General features: G+C 71.9%; 21 protein-coding genes and 1 pseudogene. 7 read left to right on the top strand and 15 right to left on the bottom strand.

Going from position 1 to position 19,631, the window contains the following annotated elements; translation table 11 throughout:
• Window positions 1-17 precede the first annotated feature (17 nt).
• From ABD160_RS19400 to ABD160_RS19390, 3 genes are all read left to right on the top strand, one after another.
• Entirely contained in the window at window positions 18-356 is a 339-nt protein-coding gene (locus tag ABD160_RS19400; protein WP_344024452.1) for a hypothetical protein, read from the top strand.
• Window positions 357-507: 151 nt separating this feature from the next.
• Window positions 508-1,050 carry a DUF3558 family protein gene (locus tag ABD160_RS19395; RefSeq protein WP_344024450.1) on the top strand — a complete coding sequence of 181 codons (543 nt, stop codon included), beginning with the start codon at window positions 508-510 and terminating at the stop codon, window positions 1,048-1,050.
• A gap of 70 nt (window positions 1,051-1,120) precedes the next feature.
• Window positions 1,121-1,459 (top strand): hypothetical protein, encoded by a 339-nt coding sequence (locus ABD160_RS19390; RefSeq protein WP_344024448.1) that lies wholly within the window; start codon window positions 1,121-1,123, stop codon window positions 1,457-1,459.
• Here ABD160_RS19390 and ABD160_RS19385 read toward each other — a convergent pair.
• Window positions 1,452-2,291, bottom strand: coding sequence for a DUF1206 domain-containing protein (locus ABD160_RS19385; protein ID WP_344024446.1), 840 nt, complete (start codon window positions 2,289-2,291; stop codon window positions 1,452-1,454). The genes ABD160_RS19390 and ABD160_RS19385 overlap by 8 nt on opposite strands.
• A gap of 208 nt (window positions 2,292-2,499) precedes the next feature.
• Here ABD160_RS19385 and ABD160_RS19380 point away from each other — a divergent pair, with 208 nt between their 5' ends.
• The 3 genes from ABD160_RS19380 (at window position 2,500) to ABD160_RS19370 (ending at window position 4,528) form a co-directional block, all read left to right on the top strand.
• On the top strand, window positions 2,500-3,021 hold the full coding sequence (locus ABD160_RS19380; protein ID WP_344024444.1) for a DUF3558 family protein: 522 nt from the start codon (window positions 2,500-2,502) through the stop codon (window positions 3,019-3,021).
• Window positions 3,022-3,093: 72 nt separating this feature from the next.
• Complete coding sequence (locus tag ABD160_RS19375; RefSeq protein ID WP_344024442.1) at window positions 3,094-3,438, top strand: hypothetical protein; 345 nt, start codon at window positions 3,094-3,096, stop codon at window positions 3,436-3,438.
• Window positions 3,439-3,511: 73 nt separating this feature from the next.
• Window positions 3,512-4,528, top strand: coding sequence for a hypothetical protein (locus ABD160_RS19370; protein WP_344024440.1), 1,017 nt, complete (start codon window positions 3,512-3,514; stop codon window positions 4,526-4,528).
• A 3-nt stretch (window positions 4,529-4,531) separates the two neighbouring features.
• On the opposite strand, the gene murA is transcribed toward ABD160_RS19370, so the two are convergent.
• A complete protein-coding gene (murA, locus tag ABD160_RS19365) occupies window positions 4,532-5,800 on the bottom strand; it encodes a UDP-N-acetylglucosamine 1-carboxyvinyltransferase (protein WP_344024438.1) in 1,269 nt (422 codons plus the stop codon).
• 157 nt (window positions 5,801-5,957) lie between these two features.
• Here murA and ABD160_RS19360 point away from each other — a divergent pair, with 157 nt between their 5' ends.
• Window positions 5,958-6,545, top strand: a complete 588-nt coding sequence (locus ABD160_RS19360; RefSeq protein WP_344024436.1) for a cob(I)yrinic acid a,c-diamide adenosyltransferase — start codon at window positions 5,958-5,960, stop codon at window positions 6,543-6,545.
• Window positions 6,546-6,563: 18 nt separating this feature from the next.
• Here the strand turns inward: ABD160_RS19360 and ABD160_RS19355 are convergent, their stop codons facing one another.
• From ABD160_RS19355 to ABD160_RS19295, 13 genes and pseudogenes are all read right to left on the bottom strand, one after another.
• Window positions 6,564-7,010 (bottom strand): DUF2550 domain-containing protein, encoded by a 447-nt coding sequence (locus tag ABD160_RS19355; protein WP_344024433.1) that lies wholly within the window; start codon window positions 7,008-7,010, stop codon window positions 6,564-6,566.
• A 21-nt stretch (window positions 7,011-7,031) separates the two neighbouring features.
• The gene (locus ABD160_RS19350) at window positions 7,032-7,400 is read right to left on the bottom strand and encodes a F0F1 ATP synthase subunit epsilon (RefSeq protein WP_344024516.1); all 369 of its coding nucleotides are present in this window, start codon (window positions 7,398-7,400) and stop codon (window positions 7,032-7,034) included.
• A 13-nt stretch (window positions 7,401-7,413) separates the two neighbouring features.
• Complete coding sequence (gene atpD, locus ABD160_RS19345) at window positions 7,414-8,850, bottom strand: F0F1 ATP synthase subunit beta (RefSeq protein ID WP_344024430.1); 1,437 nt, start codon at window positions 8,848-8,850, stop codon at window positions 7,414-7,416.
• Window positions 8,850-9,842, bottom strand: a complete 993-nt coding sequence (locus ABD160_RS19340) for a F0F1 ATP synthase subunit gamma (RefSeq protein WP_344024428.1) — start codon at window positions 9,840-9,842, stop codon at window positions 8,850-8,852. Before ABD160_RS19340 ends, atpD begins: the two co-directional genes overlap by 1 nt.
• Before the next feature lie 12 nt (window positions 9,843-9,854).
• Complete coding sequence (gene atpA / locus ABD160_RS19335) at window positions 9,855-11,492, bottom strand: F0F1 ATP synthase subunit alpha (RefSeq protein ID WP_344024426.1); 1,638 nt, start codon at window positions 11,490-11,492, stop codon at window positions 9,855-9,857.
• A gap of 74 nt (window positions 11,493-11,566) precedes the next feature.
• The gene (locus ABD160_RS19330) at window positions 11,567-12,397 is read right to left on the bottom strand and encodes a F0F1 ATP synthase subunit delta (RefSeq protein ID WP_344024424.1); all 831 of its coding nucleotides are present in this window, start codon (window positions 12,395-12,397) and stop codon (window positions 11,567-11,569) included.
• On the bottom strand, window positions 12,397-12,945 hold the full coding sequence (locus ABD160_RS19325; RefSeq protein WP_344024422.1) for a F0F1 ATP synthase subunit B: 549 nt from the start codon (window positions 12,943-12,945) through the stop codon (window positions 12,397-12,399). Before ABD160_RS19325 ends, ABD160_RS19330 begins: the two co-directional genes overlap by 1 nt.
• A gap of 58 nt (window positions 12,946-13,003) precedes the next feature.
• Complete coding sequence (locus ABD160_RS19320; protein WP_085910746.1) at window positions 13,004-13,252, bottom strand: ATP synthase subunit c family protein; 249 nt, start codon at window positions 13,250-13,252, stop codon at window positions 13,004-13,006.
• A 106-nt stretch (window positions 13,253-13,358) separates the two neighbouring features.
• Window positions 13,359-14,132, bottom strand: coding sequence for a F0F1 ATP synthase subunit A (gene atpB / locus ABD160_RS19315; protein ID WP_344024417.1), 774 nt, complete (start codon window positions 14,130-14,132; stop codon window positions 13,359-13,361).
• Window positions 14,133-14,469: 337 nt separating this feature from the next.
• Window positions 14,470-14,928: a Cg1360 family ATP-synthase-associated protein gene (locus ABD160_RS19310; RefSeq protein WP_344024415.1), complete on the bottom strand. Its 459-nt coding sequence runs from the start codon at window positions 14,926-14,928 to the stop codon at window positions 14,470-14,472.
• A 1,335-nt stretch (window positions 14,929-16,263) separates the two neighbouring features.
• Window positions 16,264-17,430: pseudogene (locus ABD160_RS19305) on the bottom strand (glycosyltransferase family 4 protein); the annotation flags it as partial.
• Window positions 17,431-17,467: 37 nt separating this feature from the next.
• Window positions 17,468-18,751: a serine hydroxymethyltransferase gene (locus tag ABD160_RS19300; protein ID WP_344024413.1), complete on the bottom strand. Its 1,284-nt coding sequence runs from the start codon at window positions 18,749-18,751 to the stop codon at window positions 17,468-17,470.
• A gap of 68 nt (window positions 18,752-18,819) precedes the next feature.
• The gene (locus ABD160_RS19295; protein WP_344024411.1) at window positions 18,820-19,482 is read right to left on the bottom strand and encodes an L-threonylcarbamoyladenylate synthase; all 663 of its coding nucleotides are present in this window, start codon (window positions 19,480-19,482) and stop codon (window positions 18,820-18,822) included.
• Window positions 19,483-19,631 lie beyond the last annotated feature (149 nt).

Below are 19,631 nucleotides of genomic sequence, written 5' to 3'. Positions count from 1 at the left end.
CTCCTACCTTTCCGGCCGTGGACATCGACGCTCGGGTTCCCCGGGGAACCGCATCGGACTCACTCATGACACAGATCAACATCTCCAACGTCCTGGAGGTACACGCCGCGCTGGAACACCAGATCCACTCCATTCAGACAGCGATAATCAAGGCCGCGCCGCTCCGGAACATCCCGCGCTGCGGCGACGACCTCGTCTCCAGGGACGCACAGAAGATGTTCCAGGCAAAGATCGACCACATCCTCGATACCCACGACGTGTACCTGGCCGAACTGCACGAGGCGTGCACCCGCCTCAAGGATGCCGCCGTCCAGTACGGCCTCATCGAGGACGAGACCGCCGAGTCCTTCAGGTGACCCGCACGATCACCGATCGGGAACCAGAACGCCCGCTGGGTGAACGTCTCGGTTCCCGATTGGCGATCATGCCGCCGTCACCGGGGCCGTTCCACACCGGACAGTGACCAGCTCCCGCTAACCTGACCCTCCCCAGGCGCTCGGAGGACCCGTGGCACGACCGGCACTGCGCCGCACCGCCGTCCTGCTCACGATCACAGCCCTGCTCGCCGGCTGCGGGACCAGCGAGCCCACCGGACCCTTCCCACCCCGGCCCGCCGACATCGACACCACCACCGTCGACCTCTGCACAGCCCTCACCGCTGAACAGCAGAACGAGCTGGGCGTCGGACCCGGCGAACCGAGAGTCGGCCGGATCGTCATCGGATCGACCCGGGCATGCCTGTGGAGCAACTTCGACGACGGCCACAACTACACCGTCCAGACCCTTCCGGAGCCGGCTGCGGTCGCGACCGAGGCGCCGGGTACAACAGTCGGCGTCGTCGGCGGCTACGGCGTGGTCGAGTCGACGTCGCACGCGGAGTCGTTCCCGCTGTGCGAATTCTACGTCGATGCCTCCGACGAGCAGGCCCTGCGCATCCAGGTCCAGGCCAGCCGGCGCAACGACGACGGCTCACGCAGATCGCTCGACCAGGTCTGTGACCGAGCAGAGACGGTCACGGCGCAGGTGCTGGAGAACTTGCGCGGTCGGTGACGTTCACGGCTGCGACGAGGAAGTTCCGGTACGCACCGGTCGCGCGATCGTGTCCCTACCGTCCCTGCCCGTGGACATCGACGCACGACTTCCCCGCGGAACCGCCTCCGACTCCCTGATGACCCAGATCGACATCACCAACGTGATGAAGGTTCATGCAGTACTCGAGCAAAGAGCCCTGTCCATCCAGAAGGCACTCAAGGATTCAGCCTGGCTGAGCGACATCCCCCGTTGTGGCGACGATCCTGTATCCGTCGACGCGCAGTCCATGTTCCAGAGGAAGATCGATCAGATCCTCACAACCCACGAGGCCTACCTGGCCGAGCTGAACGAAGCCTGCACACGCCTCAAGGAGGCCGCCGTCCAGTACGGCCTCGTCGAGGACGAGACCGCCGGGTCGTTCAGGTGACCCGGTGGTACCGGGCGTCGAGGAAGCAGAAGACCCCGTAGCAGGCGATCCCCAACCCCACCGCGATCAGCAGGAACACCCCGTAGGGCTGCTCGCGCAGCGTCTTCAGCGCCGAGTCCAGGCCGTTCGCCCGCTGCGGGTCGAAGGTCAGCGCGGCGACGCCGAGCAGAATCCCGAGCACCCCGAACGCGATGCCCTTGGCGATGAACCCGACCTGGCCGGTGCGCGCGTTGAGCCGCCGGGCCCGGGTGTCAGCGCCGGCGAGGTCCTGGTCCTCCATGAACCGCTTCGTCCAGCCGTTCCAGATCATGACGCCACCGCCGATGACGACGCCGAGGCCGACGAGCGCGGTGATGATCTGCCCGCCCGGCAGCCCGAGCAGCCCGGCGGTGGCCTGGCCGCCGCTGCCCGACGACGCCCGGCCGCGGATCGCGGTGGTCGCCGCCGCGATCGCCAGCACCAGGTAGACCACCGCCAGCCCGGCGGAGACCAGCCGCTTCGCGAGCTGCTTCTTCCGGTCACCGAGGTAGCCGAACCCCCACACCGCCGACACCGAGCGCCACAGCACGACGGCCGCGAACCCGACGACGAGCACCCACAGGAACGCCCGGCCGAGCGGCTCCGCGGCGATGGCGCCGAGCGCGCCGTTCTGGTCGGCCTGCCCTCCGGAGCCGAGCGCGACCTGCACGGCCAGCCAGCCGATCAGCAGGTGCAGGACGCCGTTGGCGGCGATCCCGACCCGGGCCGCGATCCGGACCGGGGCGGAGTGGGCCACGTCCCGCGCTCCGCGGCCGGCCCTGGCCACGTCGGCGGTGTCGGGCGTGCGCACCATGGCGACCTCCTCGTCAGTGTGACGGGAAGACTGCCACGATCGGGTCACGGCCGCAGCGCGCGGGGGCGGCCACCCCACCGGCACGGCCGAGCCCTCCGTGGGGTCGCCGGTTCCGCCCGGGCGGCGGGCACCGACCGCTAGCCTGAGCGCCCCCTCACCCGTCCGGAGGACGTCCGTGGCCCGACCGGCGGCATGCCGCATCCGCTCCGTGCTCATCGCCCTCGCCGCGATCACGCTGCTCACCGGGTGTGCCGAGGCGGCCCCGGACTCCCCGTTCCCACCCCGGCCGGCCGACATCGACGTCACCGGCATCGATCCCTGCGCCGCCCTCACCCCCGCCGAACAGGCCGACCGCGGAGTCGGCCCCGGGGAGCCCGGCACCGGCGACCTGGGCGACGGCCCGACCCGGATCTGCGGCTGGAGCAACTTCGACGACGGCTACAACTACTCCGTCCAGACCCTCCCGCTGCCCGCGGCGGTCGTCGTCGGCACCCCCGACTCCACTGTGCACGTCGTGGACGGCTACGGCGTCGTGCAGAGCACCGCCTTCGGCGACTCGTTCCCCCTGTGCTCGCACTACATCGACGCCTCCGACCCGCACGGGATCCGTGTCCAGGTGATGGCGACCGCGTCGAACGAGGACGGCTCGATCAAGGACTTCGACGAGGTCTGTGGGAAGACGACGCTCCTGACCTCGCAGGCGCTGCGCAACCTCCGGCCGGCGGGCTGAGTCCGTTCGCGACGGCGAACCGGAGCCCACGATCACCATCCCCGGCGGCGGTCCACCCCTACGGTCCGCCCGATGGACACCGACGCACACGCGCCCCGGGGCACCGCATCCGACTCCCTGATGACCCAGATCGACGTCACCAACGTGCGTCAGGTGCGGGCCGTGTTGCTGCGCGAGATCGACTCCGTCCAACAGGCCCTGCGGGACGCGAGCGATCTCCGGGCCATCCCCCGGTGCGGCGACGACCCCGTCTCGATCGACGCGCAGCGGATGTTCCAGGCCCAGATCAACCACATCCTCGACACGCACAAGGCGTGGGTGGAGGAACTCCGCGAGGCATGCGAGCGCCTGGACCTGGCCGCCCAGGAGTACGGCCTCGTCGAGGAGCGGAACGCGACGTCGTTCCGTCACCGGTAGCCCGGCACAACGCTCCACGGGCCACGGTGGTGCTACGGAGGACCCGCCCGGCCCACCCGGCTACCGTCCGGGCATGCGCCGGGGAGTACTCGTGGTCGTCGGGCTCGTCGGGATCCTCGCCGTCGCCGCGGTGGTCGTCGGGGTCACCGACCGTCCCGAGCGGGTGGCCCAGCGGATCGCCGACGACGCGGTGCCGGGCGGACTGCGGATCCTGCAGGTCGACGCCCCGGACGGGGACGGCCCGCCGGTCGCGCTGGCCGGCCTGGTCGACGACCCGGACGCCGTCCTGCGCTTCGGGATCGATCCGGACTGCGGCCCGGACTGCCTGCGCCGGGTCGCCGAGCGGGCCGACGAGGCGCGGTCCGCCGCCGCGACGCTGCGCGCGCTGACAGCGGGACCGTGCGGGGCAGCCCTCGGCGGCGTCACCGAGATCTCCTGGTCGGACCGCGGCCGGCCGGCCGCACCGGACGCCGCGTCGCACCTGCGGATCGTGCTGACCGTGCTCGCCGACGTCGACCGCGACGCCGGTGCCGGGCTGCTCCCGCTGCTGGACCGCTGCGCGGCCGCGCTGGTGACCGACCGGCACGGCGTCGACCTGCGGGTCTCGGTCGCCCCGGAGCGGGCCCGGCCGGCCGGTGCCGTCGATCCCGGGCTCCCGGCGGTGCTCCGGTCCGCCGAGCAGGGCCTGGCCCTGGACGCCGAGGTCCGGCACGCCACCCGGGTGCTCGCGGGCGGCGACGGGATCGAGCAGCCCGCCGGCCGGGACTTCGGGCCGGCGCTGACCGACGACCTGCTGGCCACGCTGGAGCCGGTGCTCGACCGGGCCGTGCGCGACCACGTCGTGGCCGGGACCGGGACCGCCCTGGAGCGCGGCCCGTCACTGCGCTCGGCGGTCTACCTGCCGGGCTCGGTGCACCGGCTGCGCGCCTACCTGTCGTTCACCCCGCCGGACGCCACGCAGCGGGGAACCACCCGGATCGCGGCCGTCGACATCGGCCGCGACGGCGGCGATCCGGTCGTCCGCCGGGTGTTCGACGGGTCCCGGTTCGGCGCCCCCTACGAGCCCGCCCTCCGGACGCCCGCCGGTTAGCTCCTAGCGCTCCGGCTCGCCGGCGACCCGGGCGATGTCCGCACCGAGCGCGCTGAGGTTCTCCACGAACCGGGGGTAGCCGCGGTCGATGTGCGCGACGTCCCACACCTCGGTGGAGCCGCGCGCGCAGAGCCCGGCCAGCACCAGCCCGGCGCCGGCCCGGATGTCGCTGGCCCACACCGGCGCGCTGGACAGCTCCGGCCGCCCGCGGACGACGGCGTGATGGCCGTCGGTGCGGGCGTCGGCGCCGAGCCGCACCATCTCGTCGACGAACCGGAACCGGGCCTCGAACACGTTCTCGGTGATCATCGAGGTGCCGTCGGCGACCGCGGACAGGGCGATCGCCATCGGCTGCAGGTCGGTCGCGAAGCCCGGGTAGGGCAGCGTCACGAAGTCCACCGCCTGCGGGCGCTCCGCCTGGGCGACGGTGAACTGGTGGTCGCCGACGGTGATCTCGGCGCCCGCGCTGCGCAGCTTGTCCAGCACCAGGTCGATGTGGTGCGGGTCGACACCGCGCACGGTCACCTCGCCGCGCGTCATCGCGGCGGCGAACGCCCAGGTCGCACCGACGATCCGGTCCCCGATCACCCGGTGCGTGGTCGGCTGCAGCCCGGTCACGCCGTGCACGGTCAGGGTGGACGAGCCGACGCCCTCCAGCTTCGCGCCCATCTGCTGCAGCATCACGCAGAGATCGACGATCTCCGGCTCGCGGGCGGCGTTGTCGATGACCGTGGTGCCCTCGGCGAGCACGGCGGCCATCAGGATGTTCTCGGTGGCGCCGACGCTGGGGAAGTCCAGCCAGATCTGCGCGCCGTGCAGGTCCCCGGCGGAGGCGGTGACGCTGCCGTGCACGATGTCGGTCGTCGCCCCGAGCTTGCGCAGCCCGTTCTGGTGCATGTCCAGCGGGCGGGAGCCGATCGCGTCGCCCCCGGGCAGCGGGACGACCGCCCGCCGGCAGCGCGCCACCAGCGGCCCGAGCACGCAGACCGACGCCCGCAGCTTCGACACCGACCGGTAGTCGGCCTCGGCGCCGGGATCGGCCGGGACGTCGATGTGCACCGTCGGGCCCTCGATCGTCACCGTGCAGCCCAGGCTGCGCAGGACGTCGGCCATCAGCGGCACGTCCAGGATCTCCGGGCAGTTCTCCAGCGTCGTCCGGCCCTCGGCGAGCAGCGCCGCCGCCATCAGCTTGAGCACGCTGTTCTTCGCCCCGACGACGTCGACGGACCCGCTCAGCCGGGCCCCGCCACGGACCGCGAAATGCTCCACCACGCCTGGAACGGTAACGGGACGGCCACCGGCGCCCGGGCACACCCCGACGTGTCGGGGTGAGGTTGGACCGTCCGGCGCAACACACCGAACGGTTGTCGTGGCGCGGACGGCCGGTCCGGTCTGGCCCGCGTGTCGCCGCGCCGCATAGCCTGTCGACGTGGCGGTACACCTGACTCGGATCTACACGAAGACCGGCGACGACGGCACGACGGCCCTCGGCGACTTCAGCCGGGTCCGCAAGACGGACCCGCGGCTGGCCGCCTACGCCGACACCGACGAGGCGAACGCCGCGATCGGGGTCGCGGTCACCCTCGGCGGGCTCGCCGAGCGGGTCGCCGATCCGCTGCGGCAGATCCAGAACGACCTGTTCGACGTCGGCGCGGACCTGTGCGCGCCGATCGTCGAGAACCCCGAGTACCCGCCGCTGCGGGTCACCGAGGGCTACGTGACCCGGCTCGAGGGCTGGTGCGACGAGTTCAACCCGGAGCTGCCGAAGCTCAGCTCGTTCATCCTGCCCGGCGGCACCCCCGGCGCGGCGTACCTGCACGTCGCCCGGACCGTCACCCGGCGCGCCGAGCGGTCGGTGTGGGCGCTGCTGGAGGACGACGCGGAGCGCACCAACCCGCTGACCGCGCAGTACCTGAACCGGCTGTCGGACCTGCTGTTCATCCTGGGCCGGGTCGCGAACCCGGACGGCGACGTGCTGTGGCAGCCCGGCGGACCGCACGGCGCTCCCCGGTCCTGACGCGGGCCGGGTCCGCCGCTACGACGCCTCGCGGTAGTGGTTGTGGCCCGGCGGCGTCGACTCCAGCCACGCCATGAAGCCGGTCCGCACGTCGGACGACATCGCGAGCTCGACGTCGATCTCGCGGCCGCCGGCGTCCCGGCCGCGGCAGCGCAGCACCTCGACCGCCATCGGGATCGCGAACTCCTCGGAGCGGTGCGGCGGGCGCCGGTCGACGATCTCCAGCTCACCCCGCTCGACGACGACCGTCGGGCCGATCCGGAAGCTGGTGAGCCGGTACCAGGCGAACCGCTCGCCCTCGTAGCGGCCCACCCCGAAGTGCCAGTCCGTGACAGCGAAACGGCGGCGCAGACACAGGTCCACGCCGCCGTTACGCATCAGTCGCACCCGCCGTACGGCGAGCCAGACCAGTGGGACGACCAGACACAGCAGCAGAACTCCGACTATCGCCGCGATCAGCTCCACCGCCGTGTGTCTCCCCCGCCCCTAGTTGGCCTCGGCCGCGCGGAGGCGGGCCTCCGCGCGGGCCTTCGCGGCCGCACCCTCGTCGGAGTCGTCGGCCCGCTCCAGCGCCCGCCGGGCGCGGTCGACGTCGATCTCGTCGGACTGCTCGGCGAACTCGGCCAGGATCGACACCCGCTCCGCGGAGACCGACAGGAACCCGCCGTGCACCGCGATGGTGCGCTTCGTGCCGTCGGTCGCGTCGATCCGGACGACGCCGGCCTCCTCCAGCTGGGCCAGCATCGGCTGGTGGCCGGGCAGGATGCCGACCTCGCCGACGGTGGTCCGGGCGAGCACGAAGCGCGCGTCGCCCGACCACAGCCTGCGCTCGACCGAGACCAGCTCCACGGTCATCTCAGCCGGCATGTCACCCTTCCAGCTTCTTGCGGTTCTTCTCCAGGTCCTCGAGACCACCGCAGAGGAAGAACGCCTGCTCGGGCACGTCGTCGAACTCGCCCTTGGCGATCTTGTCGAACGCCTCGATGGTCTCCTTCAGCGGGACCGTCGAGCCCGGCTGGCCGGTGAACTGCTCGGCGACCAGCAGGTTCTGGGACAGGAACCGCTCGATCCGGCGGGCCCGGCCGACCAGCTGCTTGTCCTCCTCGGACAGCTCGTCGATGCCGAGGATGGCGATGATGTCCTGCAGGTCGTTGTACTTCTGCAGGATCCGCTTCACCTCGTTGGCGACCCGGAAGTGCTCGTCGCCGACGTACTGCGGGTCCAGGATCCGCGACGTCGAGGTCAGCGGGTCCACCGCCGGGTAGATCCCCTTCTGGGAGATCGGCCGGGAGAGCTCGGTGGTGGCGTCCAGGTGGGCGAACGTGGTCGCCGGCGCCGGGTCGGTGTAGTCGTCCGCGGGGACGTAGATCGCCTGCATCGAGGTGATCGACCGGCCCCGGGTCGAGGTGATCCGCTCCTGCAGCTCGCCCATCTCGTCGGCCAGGGTGGGCTGGTAGCCCACCGCGGACGGCATCCGGCCCAGCAGGGTGGACACCTCCTGGCCGGCCTGGGTGAACCGGAAGATGTTGTCGATGAACAGCAGGACGTCCTGGTCCTGCGCGTCCCGGAAGTACTCCGCCATGGTCAGCGCGGACAGCGCGACCCGCATACGGGTGCCCGGCGGCTCGTCCATCTGGCCGAACACCAGGGCGGTGTTCTTCATGACGCCCGACTCGGTCATCTCCGTGATGAGGTCGTTGCCCTCACGGGTGCGCTCGCCGACGCCGGCGAACACCGAGGTGCCACCGAAGTTCAGCGCGACACGCTGGATCATCTCCTGGATCAGCACGGTCTTGCCGACGCCCGCGCCGCCGAACAGGCCGATCTTCCCGCCGACCACGTACGGCGTCATCAGGTCGAGGACCTTGATGCCGGTCTCCAGCATCTCGGTCTTGCCCTCGAGCTGGTCGAACCGCGGCGCCTTCTGGTGGATCGACCGCAGGTCGCCGGTGAACTGGATGTTCGGGTCGTCCAGGCAGTCGCCGAGCGCGTTGAACACGTGCCCCTTGACCTGGTCGCCCACCGGCACCGAGATCGGCCGGCCGAGGTCGGTGACCTCCTGGCCGCGCACGACGCCGTCGGTCGGCTGCATGGAGATGGCCCGGACGAGGTTGTCGCCCAGGTGCTGGGCGATCTCCAGGGTCAGCTTGCGCTTGTCACCGGAGAGGTCGACGTCGAGCGTCAGCGCGTTGTACAGGTCCGGGACCTGGTTGCGCGGGAACTCGACGTCGACGACCGGACCGGTCACCTGGACGACGCGCCCGGTGATCGGACCGGCCGACGTTTCGGCAGTGGTCGTGGTCATCAGCTCTCACTTCCTGCGCTGGCGAGAGCGTCGACACCACCGACGATCTCGCTGATCTCCTGGGTGATCTGAGCCTGACGTGCCTGGTTGGCCTCCAGTGTCAGACTACGGATCAATTCGTTCGCGTTGTCCGTGGCGGCCTTCATGGCCCGCTGGCGGTTCGCCGACTCCGACGCCGCCGACTCCAGCAGGGCCGCGTAGAGGCGGGCCCCGATGTACTTCGGCAGCAGCGCGTCGAACAGCGTGTCCGCGTCCGGCTCGAACTCGTACAGCGACTGGGGGCCCGAGTCCGGGCCGCCGGTCGGGAACTCGTCCTGCGCGTCCTCGTCGGCCGGGCCCGCCTCCGCGGAGACCCCGCCGGAGTACTGGACCTCGAGCGGTGCCATCCGCCGGGCCTGCGGCACCTGGGTGATCATGTTCTTGAAGCTGGTGTACACGAGGTGGAGCTCGTCCACGCCGTGCACGCCGTCCTCGGCCGCCTCGCCCTCGGGGTCGTCGACCCCGGCCATGAACGCGTCCACCAGCGTCTTCGCCGCCTCGGCCGCGTGCTCGTAGCCGGGCTGCTCGGAGAAGCCGGTCCAGGACTGCTCGATCGGCCGGTTGCGGAACCGGTAGTACGAGACGCCCTTGCGGCCGATCACGTAGAGCACCGGCTCCTTGCCCTGCTCACGGAGCAGGGACTGCAGCTGCTCGGCCTCCTTGAGCACGTTGGCGTTGTAGCCGCCGCACTGGCCGCGGTCGCTGGTCACGACCAGCACCGCGGCCCGCTTCGGGGTCTCCCGCTCGACCAGCAGCGGGTGGTCCAGCGCCGAGTTCGACGCCAGCTCCGACAGCGTGCTCGTCATCAGCTCCGCGTAGGGGCGCGCCTCGTTCACCCGCGCCCTGGCCTTCGCGATCCGTGAGGTCGCGATCAGCTCCTGGGATCGGGTGATCTTCTTGATGGACTGCGTCGACCGGATACGCCGGCGCAGCACCCGGATCTGTGCCGCCATCTGGTATCAGCCTCAGTTCTTCTTGACCGTGACGGTCTCCTGGTCGACGTCGTCCTCGTCGAGGGCCTCGGCGGGCTTCTCGTTCGGGACGACGGACGAGCCGTCGGAGGCGGTGAACTCGTTGCGCTTGAACTCGTCCACGGCCTTGGTCAGGGTCTCGATCGCGTCGTCCGAGAGCTTCCCGGTGTCGACGATCTCGTTCAGCGGACCCGAGGCGTGCCGGCGGCTGTACTCGCGGAACTCCGCCTCGAAGCGCTGCACGTCGGCGACCGGCACCGAGTCCAGCTTGCCGCTGGTGCCCAGCCAGATCGAGACGACCTGGTCCTGCACCGCGACCGGCGCGTACTGCGCCTGCTTGAGCAGCTCCACCAGCCGCTCGCCACGGCCCAGCGCGGCGGCCGAGGCGGCGTCGAGGTCGGAGCCGAAGGCGGCGAACGCCTCCAGCTCGCGGTACTGCGACAGGTCCAGACGCAGCGAGCCGGACACCGTCTTCATCGCCTTGACCTGGGCGTCACCGCCGACCCGGGAGACCGAGATACCGACGTTGATCGCCGGCCGGACGCCCTGGTTGAACAGGTCGGACTCCAGGAAGACCTGGCCGTCGGTGATCGAGATGACGTTGGTCGGGATGTAGGCCGACACGTCGTTCGCCTTGGTCTCGATGATCGGCAGACCGGTCATCGAGCCGGCGCCGAGCTCGTCGGAGAGCTTCGCGCAGCGCTCGAGCAGCCGCGAGTGCAGGTAGAAGACGTCACCCGGGTACGCCTCGCGGCCCGGCGGGCGGCGCAGCAGCAGCGAGATCGCGCGGTAGGCCTCGGCCTGCTTGGACAGGTCGTCGAACACGATCAGGACGTGCTTGCCCTGGTACATCCAGTGCTGGCCGATGGCCGAGCCGGTGTAGGGGGCGAGCCACTTGTAGCCGGCCGGGTCGGACGCCGGGGACGCGACGATCGTCGTGTACTCCAGCGCGCCGGCGTCCTCGAGGGACTGCCGGACACCGGCGATCGTGGAGCCCTTCTGGCCGATGGCGACGTAGATGCAGCGGACCTGCTTCTTCGGGTCGCCGGACGCCCAGTTCTCCTTCTGGTTGATGATCGTGTCGACGCAGACCGCGGTCTTGCCGGTCTTGCGGTCGCCGATCACCAGCTGCCGCTGGCCGCGGCCGATCGGCGTCATCGCGTCGATCGCCTTGATGCCGGTCTGCAGCGGCTCGTGCACCGACTGGCGCTCCATCACCGACGCGGCCTGCAGCTCCAGCACGCGGCGGGAGTCGGTCTCGATGTCGCCGAGGCCGTCGATCGGGTTGCCCAGCGGGTCGACGACCCGGCCCAGGTAGCCCTCGCCGACCGGCACCGACAGCACCTCGCCGGTGCGGGTGACCTGCTGGCCCTCCTCGATGCCGGTGTAGTCGCCGAGGACGACCGCGCCGATCTCGTTCGGCTCCAGGTTCAGCGCGACGCCGCGGACGCCGCCGTCGAACTCGAGCAGCTCGTTCGTCATGGCCGAGGGCAGGCCCTCGATGTGGGCGATGCCGTCGCCGGTGTCGGACACGGTCCCGACCTCACGGCGGTCGGTGTCGTTCTCCAGCGACGAGACGTAGCTGGAGATCGCACTCCGGATCTCCTCGGAGGAGATCGTCAGCTCTGTCATGGCTGCGTCGTTCCTTCTCTCGAACGGGACCTGAGATCGTGCCGCCGGGGGCCGGCGGTGCGCCCTCGGGCAGGTCAGCTGGGCAGGGAACGGCGTGCGGCGGCGAGTCTGCCCGCCACGCTACCGTCGATGACCTCGCCGCCGACCTGCACGACCAGACCTCCGAGGAGGTCCCGGTCGAGCTCAACCTGCAGGGAGATCGTGCGGCCGTAGATGCGGCCGAGGGTGTCGGCGAGCGCCGACTCCTGCTCCGGGGTCAGCGCGACGGAGGTCCGCACCTTCGCCACCGAGCGCTCCCGCAGCGCGGCGGCGAGATCGGCGAGCTCCTCGGCGAGGACGTCGAGGTGCCTGCCGCGCGGCAGCCGCACGGTCTGGCGGAGCAGGGTGGCGGTGGTCGGGTAGGCCCGGTCACCGAGTACGCCGTCGAGCAGCTGGAGCCGCCCGTCGACGGGCTTGGTGGTGTCGGCGAGCAGCGCGTTCAGCTCCGGCTCGCGGGCGAGGATGCGGCCGAACCGGAACAGCTGGTCCTCGACCTCGTCGAGGGAGCCGTTGCGGGCGGCCGTCGACAGGGTGGCCCGGCGGGCCAGCGTCTCGGCCGCGAGGACGATGTCGCGCGGCTTCGACCAGCGCTTGCGGACCAGTTCGGCGACCAGGTCCAGGACCGGCTGCGAGAGCTTCCCGCCGAGCAGTCGCTGCACCAGGTCGACCCGCGCCTGCTCGGGCGAGCTCGCGTCGGCCAGCAGCCTGCGCACCTGCCGCTCGCCGTCGAGGAAGCGGGCCACCGAGAACAGCTCGTCGGCGGTCGTGGTCAGCTCGCGGGCGGGGGCGCCGTCGGTGTAGGCGTCCAGCCGCTCGATGAGACCGGCCAGCGCCTCCCGGGTGGCGGCCTGCAGGACCTGGGCCATCAGCTCGCCCCGCTCCGCTGGCCCGTCTCACCGAGGTCGGCGAGGAACGAGTCGATGGTCGCGGAGCGCCGCGAGTCGTCGGCCAGCTGCTCGCGCAGCAGGCGCTCGGCCAGCTGCACCGACAGCCCGCCGACCTCTCCGCGCAGCGACCGCTCGGCGGCGGCGCGGGCGGCGGCGATCTGCTCGTCGCCACGGGCCTTGATGCGCGCGGCCTCCTGCTCGGCCTCCTCCCGCAGCTCGGCCTTGATCTGCTGGCCCTCGGCGCGCGCGTCGTCGCGGATGCGCGCGGCCTCGGCCCGCAGGCCGGCCAGCTGGTCCTCGTACTCCTTCTTCAGCCGGTCAGCCTGCTCCTGCGCCTCCTGGGCGCGCTTCAGGCCGCCCTCGATGGCGTCGGTCCGCTCCTCGTAGAGCTTCTCGAAGCGCGGCACCGCGAACTTCCAGAGGACGAAAAACAGGATGGCGAAGGAGACCAGGCCGAGCACGAGCTCTGCCGGGTAGACGGCGATCGGTGAGGGTTCCTCGGCGGCGAGGATCAGTCGTTCCACCATATGTCCTTCCGTGACGTGTCCCACGCCGCCGGCAGCGGGCCGGGATCAGGGACGACGATCAGGCCGAGGCGATGAAGAAGACGACCAGACCGATCAGCGCCACCAGCTCGGCGAGCACGAAGGTCGCCCAGCCGATACCCATCAGCTGGCCGCGGGCCTCCGGCTGGCGGGCGGTGCCGTTGACGACGGCCGACCAGATCAGGCCGACGCCGATGCCGGCGCCGATGGCGCTCAGGCCGTAGCCGATGGCCGCGTAGCCGGCGTTGTTGTCGGCGGCCTGGGCGAGGATCTGCTGCGTTGCGCTCACTTCGGGGTTCCTTCCGTCGGGTCCGCCCTCGGGCGGGGGTCGTTCGGGGATGGGCCGGACGAACCGGCGGGTTCAGGTCGGCGCCGGGGCGCCGGGGTGGGTACTCCTAGTGCTCCTCGGCCACCGCCGCGCCGATGAACACCGACGCCAGCAGCGCGAAGATGTAGGCCTGGATCGTCATCACCAGCGCCTCCAGGAAGGTGAAGGCGATACCGGCGATGACCACCAGCCCGGCCGGGATCACCAGGAAACCACCGGCGAACAGCATGAACTCGGCGCCGACGGCCACCAGGACCAGCATCAGGTGGCCGGCGAACATCGCCGCGAACAGACGCAGCGCCAGCGAGGCGGGCTGGACCAGGAACTTCTGCAGCAGCTCGATGACGATGATCAGTGGTGCGATCGCCATCGGCACACCCTTGGGGAGGGTGGCGTGCTTGAAGTACCCGACGAAGCCGTGCTTCCGGAATCCCGCGTAGTGGTAGGCCACGTAGACCACCAGCGCCAGCGCGATCGGGAAGCTGATCTTCGACATGGTCGGGATCTGGAAGAACGGGATGATCCCGAAGTAGTTGTTGACCAGCACGAAGCTGAACAGACCCAGGATCAGCGGGATGAACGGCTTGAAGTCGTCCTTGCCGATCTGGTCACGGGCCATGCCGTTGCGCGCGACGTTGTAGAACGACTCGAGCGCGAACTGCCCCTTCCCCGGCACGATCGCCATCCGCCGGGTCGCCACCGCGAAGTACACCGCGATGATGACCGCGGACATCACGATCAACACCATCGGCTTGGTGACGCCCGCGAAGATCGGCGGGTAGTTGAAGACACTGGGACCGGGCGGGGTGAACTCCTCAGCCGCCAGTACGAGCTCGCCCAATGGGGGTCCTTCCGGTGCTCCCGTCCCACGACTCACACGGACGGGGATCGCCTGCAAGGTGCCTCTGGGGCGATGCACCAGGGCGCTCGGAACACATCACCGAAAATCACCCACATCGCCTACGACGCGGGATGTTATCAGCCGTACTTCTACACAGCGTCGGGGGCCGACGTGCACCTCACCAGGGCCTTCGCGCGGAGAAACGATCTTGGTCCGCGAGCCGCCGGGTCGTCGTGTAATCAACGGTTAACACCACCGACTCGACATCTCCGGCGCACCGGCCGTCCATCCGTCGACCACCGGGGGCAGGCCGACAAACCGGACGAATAGCCCCAGGTCAGGCGGCTGGACCTGCCGGAACCTCGCCCACCAGGATCCGCAGCCGGTACACCGCCCAGGCCTCCCCCGCCGCCGTCGCGATCATGCCGAGCAGCACGGTCACGACGAGTGCGTTCCGGTCCAGCCAGGGCACCCCACCGAGGGTGAACAGCACCCCGAAGAGGATCAGCGACTTGGTGAGCCAGCCGGTGACTGAGGCCAGCATCACAAACCGGGGCGGGATCTCGGCGGTACCCCTGACCAGGAACGAGGTGACGAGCCCGAACACTGTGGACGTGAGGGCGCCGATCGCGGCACCGTTGAGGCCGGGCCGCCCGGCCAGCAGCGTGAAGGCGATCACGCAGCCGACCCCCACCAGGACGGCGAGCAGGGTCGCGTTGCGCGCCATGGACGCGGACATCCGGCGCATCGCCTGCTCGTGGCCGACCACGAGCTCCGGTCGCCTCGATCGCCACATGGCCCGTCATCTCCTCGTGGGTGGGTGCGCCGCCCGCCGGGCGCCCCACCACGGTAACGACGGCCGCACCACCGGCGGGCGGGGGCCGTCGGGGTGACCACCGACACCCCGGACCGACCTGGCCGCTGGTCGAGGGCGGGGTGCTGTGCGGCGGTCGCCGGCGGGGCGCGGGTCGGCCGGCGTCCGTGCGGGTGCGGGCCGGGCGGGCGCGGGGGTGAGGGGCCGGCCGGTTGCGCGCTGACGGTCGGTCGGCCGGCTGGGGGGGTGACGGTCGACCGGCCGGCTGGGTGGTGACGGCCGGTCGGCCGGCTGGGGGGTGACGGTCGGTCGGCCGGCTGGGGGGTGACGGCCGGTCGCCGCCGCCCCGGCCGGCTAGCGCTGGTCGGCCTCGCCCGGTGGGTCCCGCCGGACCGGGTTGGGCACGGTCGGCTGGTCGGTGCGGGACGGGCCGGGCGCTCGCCGGGGGTGTCCGCCGTCGGGGGCCGGGACGCCGTCGTCGGGGGCGGGTTGCTGTGGGTGGCCGTTCCGCTGCTGCTCCCCGGTGCGCCGCGGCGGGACCGCGTCCGGCCGGTGCAGGGGCTCGGCCGGCCGCTGCCCGGTACGGGTGGGCGGGCCACGCCATGCCGACGGCGGCGCCGGGGTGCGGTGCGGCGGGGTCTCCCCCGGCACCGGGGGGGCGGGGCGCGCACCGGGCCACCGCGCAGGGGGCTCGCCGGTCCGGTGCGGCGCCGGGCCGCCGCCCGGCCGGTACACCGGGGTCTCGCCGGTCCGGCGCACCGGGGTCTCGCCCGACCGGTACACCGGGGTCTCGCCGGTCCGGCGCACCGGGGTCTCGCCCGACCGGTGCGCAGGGGTCTCGCCGGTCCGGTGCGCCGGGGCCTCACCGGGCCGGTGCGCCGGGGCATCGCCGGGCCGGTGCGCCGGGGCCTCACCGGGCCGGTGCGCCGGGGCCTTGCCGGGCAGGTGCGCGGGGGGCTCGTCGCTCCGGTGCAGCGGCGGCGACGGGGTCTCACCGCTCCGGTGCAGCGGCGGCGACGGGGTCTCACCGCTCCGGTGCACCGGCGGCGGCCCGCCCGGCCGGTGGGTGCCCGTCCCGGGGCCGACGGGCCGCGCAGCCGTCCGGCCCGGCGGCGCGCCCTCACCCGGCTGCCTGCCGCCCGGCTGCCCGGGGGCCGGCGGCGGCACCGGGCCCGGCCCGTCGGACGTCCGCGGCCGGGCATCGTCGCCGACGGCCGGCGGATCCCGCCGGTCGGCGACGTCGTCGGCCGACGCCGGCGCCCCGGCGGAGGTCGCGGCCGGCCCGGCAGAAGCCGATGCGGCCGGCCCGGCGGTCGCCGCGCTGCGGGTGCGGGCCAGGTGCGGCACCGCGGACGCCACGAACGCGACGACCAGCGCGATCCCGATCGCCGCCAGCACCACGCCGGTCTCGTCGACCAGGGCGAGCGCGACCGCACCGAAGGCGAGCACCGCCGCCCACAGGTAGACCAGCAGCACGGCGCGTCGGTGGCTGTGCCCGAGCTGCAGCAGCCGGTGGTGCAGGTGCATCTTGTCCGGGCTGAACGGGCTGGTCCCGGCACGGGTCCGGCGGATCACCGCCATCAGCAGGTCGAGCACCGGGATGAAGACGATCCCGACGAGCACGATCAGCGGGGCGACCAGCGCGAGGAAGTCGCTCGCCGAGGTCTCCTCGTCCGGGATGACCCGGCCGGAGGCGGCGGTGATCGCCGCGGACAGCATCACCCCGACCATCATCGAGCCGGTGTCGCCCATGAAGATCCGGGCCGGATGGAAGTTGTGCGGCAGGAAGCCCAGGCAGGCCCCGGCCAGCACGACGGCGATCAGCGCGGGCCCGAACGCCGCAGGCGCGTTGCCGTTCTCGCTGATCAGCCCGACGCAGAACACCGCGGTGGCCAGCGTGGTGATCAGCCCGATCCCGCCGGCGAGCCCGTCCAGGCCGTCGACGAAGTTCATCGCGTTCACCAGCGCGACGGTGAGCAGCACCGTCAGCAGCACCGACTGCCCCTGGCCGAGGATCAGCGTCGAGCCGGAGATCCCGGTGCCGCCGCCGCCGAGCGGGATCCACAGCGTCGTCCACTGCACGCCGTAGAGCACCAGCAGCCCGCCCGCGGTCACCTGGGCGGCGAACTTGGTGATCGCGTCGAGATCGAAGCGGTCGTCCAGCAGCCCGACCCCGACCAGCAGCCCGGTCGCGACGACGACGCCCATCACCTCGGAGCTGCCCTCGAAGTAGGCGAGCCGCAACGCGGGCAGGGAGAGCGCCAGCAGCAGCCCGGCGAGCACCCCGCCGAACATCGCGAGGCCGCCCCACCGCGGGGTCGGGGTGACGTGCACGTCCCGTCCCCGCGGCCAGGCGACCGCGCCGGCCTTGAGGGCCAGCATCCGGACCGGGCCGGTCAGCAGCAGCGTGACGACGGCGGAGACCAGGCCGACGAGCAGGAACTCGCGGATCGGGAGTCCGTAGCTCAGCTGGTCCACCGGCACGTCGGGTACGCCTCTCCGGTCCGCCTCGGGGCTCGGGTCACCCCCGAGGGTAGGCCGGTGCCCGGGAGACGAGCGCGGTGACCGCCTCGGCGACGTCGCGCAGCTCGGCGTCGCCGGCCGGGGTGTCGTGCTCGGCCTTCACCGCACGCGCCAGCAGGCTGCCGACCTCGGCCATGTCGGCCTCGGTCATGCCCTGGGTGGTGACGCTCGGCGAGCCCACCCGGATGCCCGAGGGCTTCATCGGCGGCGCCGGGTCGTACGGGATCGCGTTCTTGTTCAGGGTGATCCCGGCCCGGTCGCAGCGGGTCTCGGCTTCCCCGCCGGTGATGCCGATCGGCCTCAGGTCGAGCAGCGCGAGGTGGTTGTCGGTGCCGCCGGAGACGGCCCGCATGCCCTCGGCCTCCAGGCTCTTGGCGAGCGCCTGGGCGTTGGCGATGACCTGCCGCGCGTACGCCTGGTACTCCGGCTGCGCGGCCTCCTTCATCGCGACGGCCTTCGCGGCGACGGCGTGCATCAGCGGCCCGCCCTGGGAGAACGGGAACACCGCCTTGTCGATCGCCTTGGCGTGCTCCTCGCGGCAGAGCACCATGCCGCCGCGCGGGCCGCGCAGCACCTTGTGCGTGGTGGCGGTGACGACGTCGGCGTAGGGCACCGGGGACGGGATCGCCTGCCCGGCGACGAGGCCGATGAAGTGCGCGGCGTCGACCATGAGCTTGGCGCCGACCTCGTCGGCGATCTCCCGGAAGATCTTGAAGTCGATCAGCCGCGGGTACGCCGTGGCACCGGCGATGATGATCTTCGGCTGGTGCTGCTTCGCCAGGTCGCGGACCTGGTCGTAGTCGATGATCTCGGTGTCCTCACGGACCAGGTAGGACACCGCGTTGAACCAGAGGCCGGAGAAGTTGACCTTGCTGCCGTGCGTCAGGTGGCCGCCCTGCTTGAGGTCCATCGCCAGCACGGTGTCACCGGGCTTGGCGAACGCGGCGTAGGCGGCGAGGTTCGCGCTCGCGCCGGAGTGCGGCTGCAGGTTGGCGTGCTCGGCGCCGAACAGCTCCTTGGCGCGCGCGTTGCCGATGTTCTCCGCCTGGTCCACCACACCGCAGCCGCCGTAGTAACGGCGGCCGGGGTAACCCTCGGCGTACTTGTTGGACAACGTCGACCCGAGTGCGGCCAGCACCGCAGGGCTGGTCAGGTTCTCGCTCGCGATGAGCTGGAGTCCGCCGCGTAGGCGGTCCAGCTCGTCCAGCACGACCCCGGCGATCTCGGGATCCTGCTGCTGCAGTGCGGTGAAGTCCGGGCCCCAGAAGGTCTGCTCACTCACCCCGGGCACGCTACCGGTACCCGTCGTCCCTGGCTGCGCCCCTGACGGGGCGATCACACCTGCGCGGCTCAGGTCCGGTCGATCTCCTGGCCGACGACCTCCTCGACCTGGTCGGCCGAGACCCCGCCCTCGCGCAGCATCCGCGGGCGGGCGCCGGTCAGGTCGACGATCGTCGAGGCGACCGGATCACCGGACGGACCGCCGTCCAGGTACACCTGGACGTTCCCGGCGAGCTGGGTGATCGCCTCCGTCACGTTCGACGCCGGCGGGTTGCCCGAGGTGTTCGCGCTCGACACCGCCATCGGGCCGACCTCGCGCAGCAGCTCCAGCGCGACCGGGTGCAACGGCATCCGCAGCATGACGGTGCCGCGGGTGCTGCCGAGATCCCAGGCCAGCGACGGCGCGTGCTCCAGCACCAGCGACACCTCGCCCGGCCAGAACGCCTCGATCAGCGCCCGCGCGGCCTGCGGAACACTGGTGACCAGGCCGTCGATCGTCGTCCAGGACCCGACGAGCACGCCGACCGGCATGTCCGGGCCGCGCCGCTTCGCGGCCAGCAGGCTCCGCACACCGGTGCCGTTGAACGCGTCACACCCGATGCCGTACACCGTGTCGGTCGGCATCACGACCAGCTCCCCGGCACGGACGGCCCGGGCGGCAGCGGCCAATCCACGGCGGCGCTCGCTCGGGTCGCTGCAGTCGAACAGCGGCTGGGTCTGGGGTGCGCTCACGGTTCGCGACAATACGACCGTCCCCGTTGCGGGGCGGGGCCGGGCTCGCTCGCGGTGCGTCGAGATGCAGCTCAGGGGGCTGGGGAGATCGACAATTCCCGCTGGTCTGCATCTCGGCGGGTGTGGGGCTGGGCTGGGCGGGACTTGCG

The organism is Pseudonocardia kongjuensis, from assembly GCF_039526905.1.
Lineage (GTDB): Bacteria > Actinomycetota > Actinomycetes > Mycobacteriales > Pseudonocardiaceae > Pseudonocardia > Pseudonocardia kongjuensis.
The sequence above is the reverse complement of the archived record's forward strand: the minus strand, read 5'-3'. Positions and strand labels throughout refer to the sequence as shown.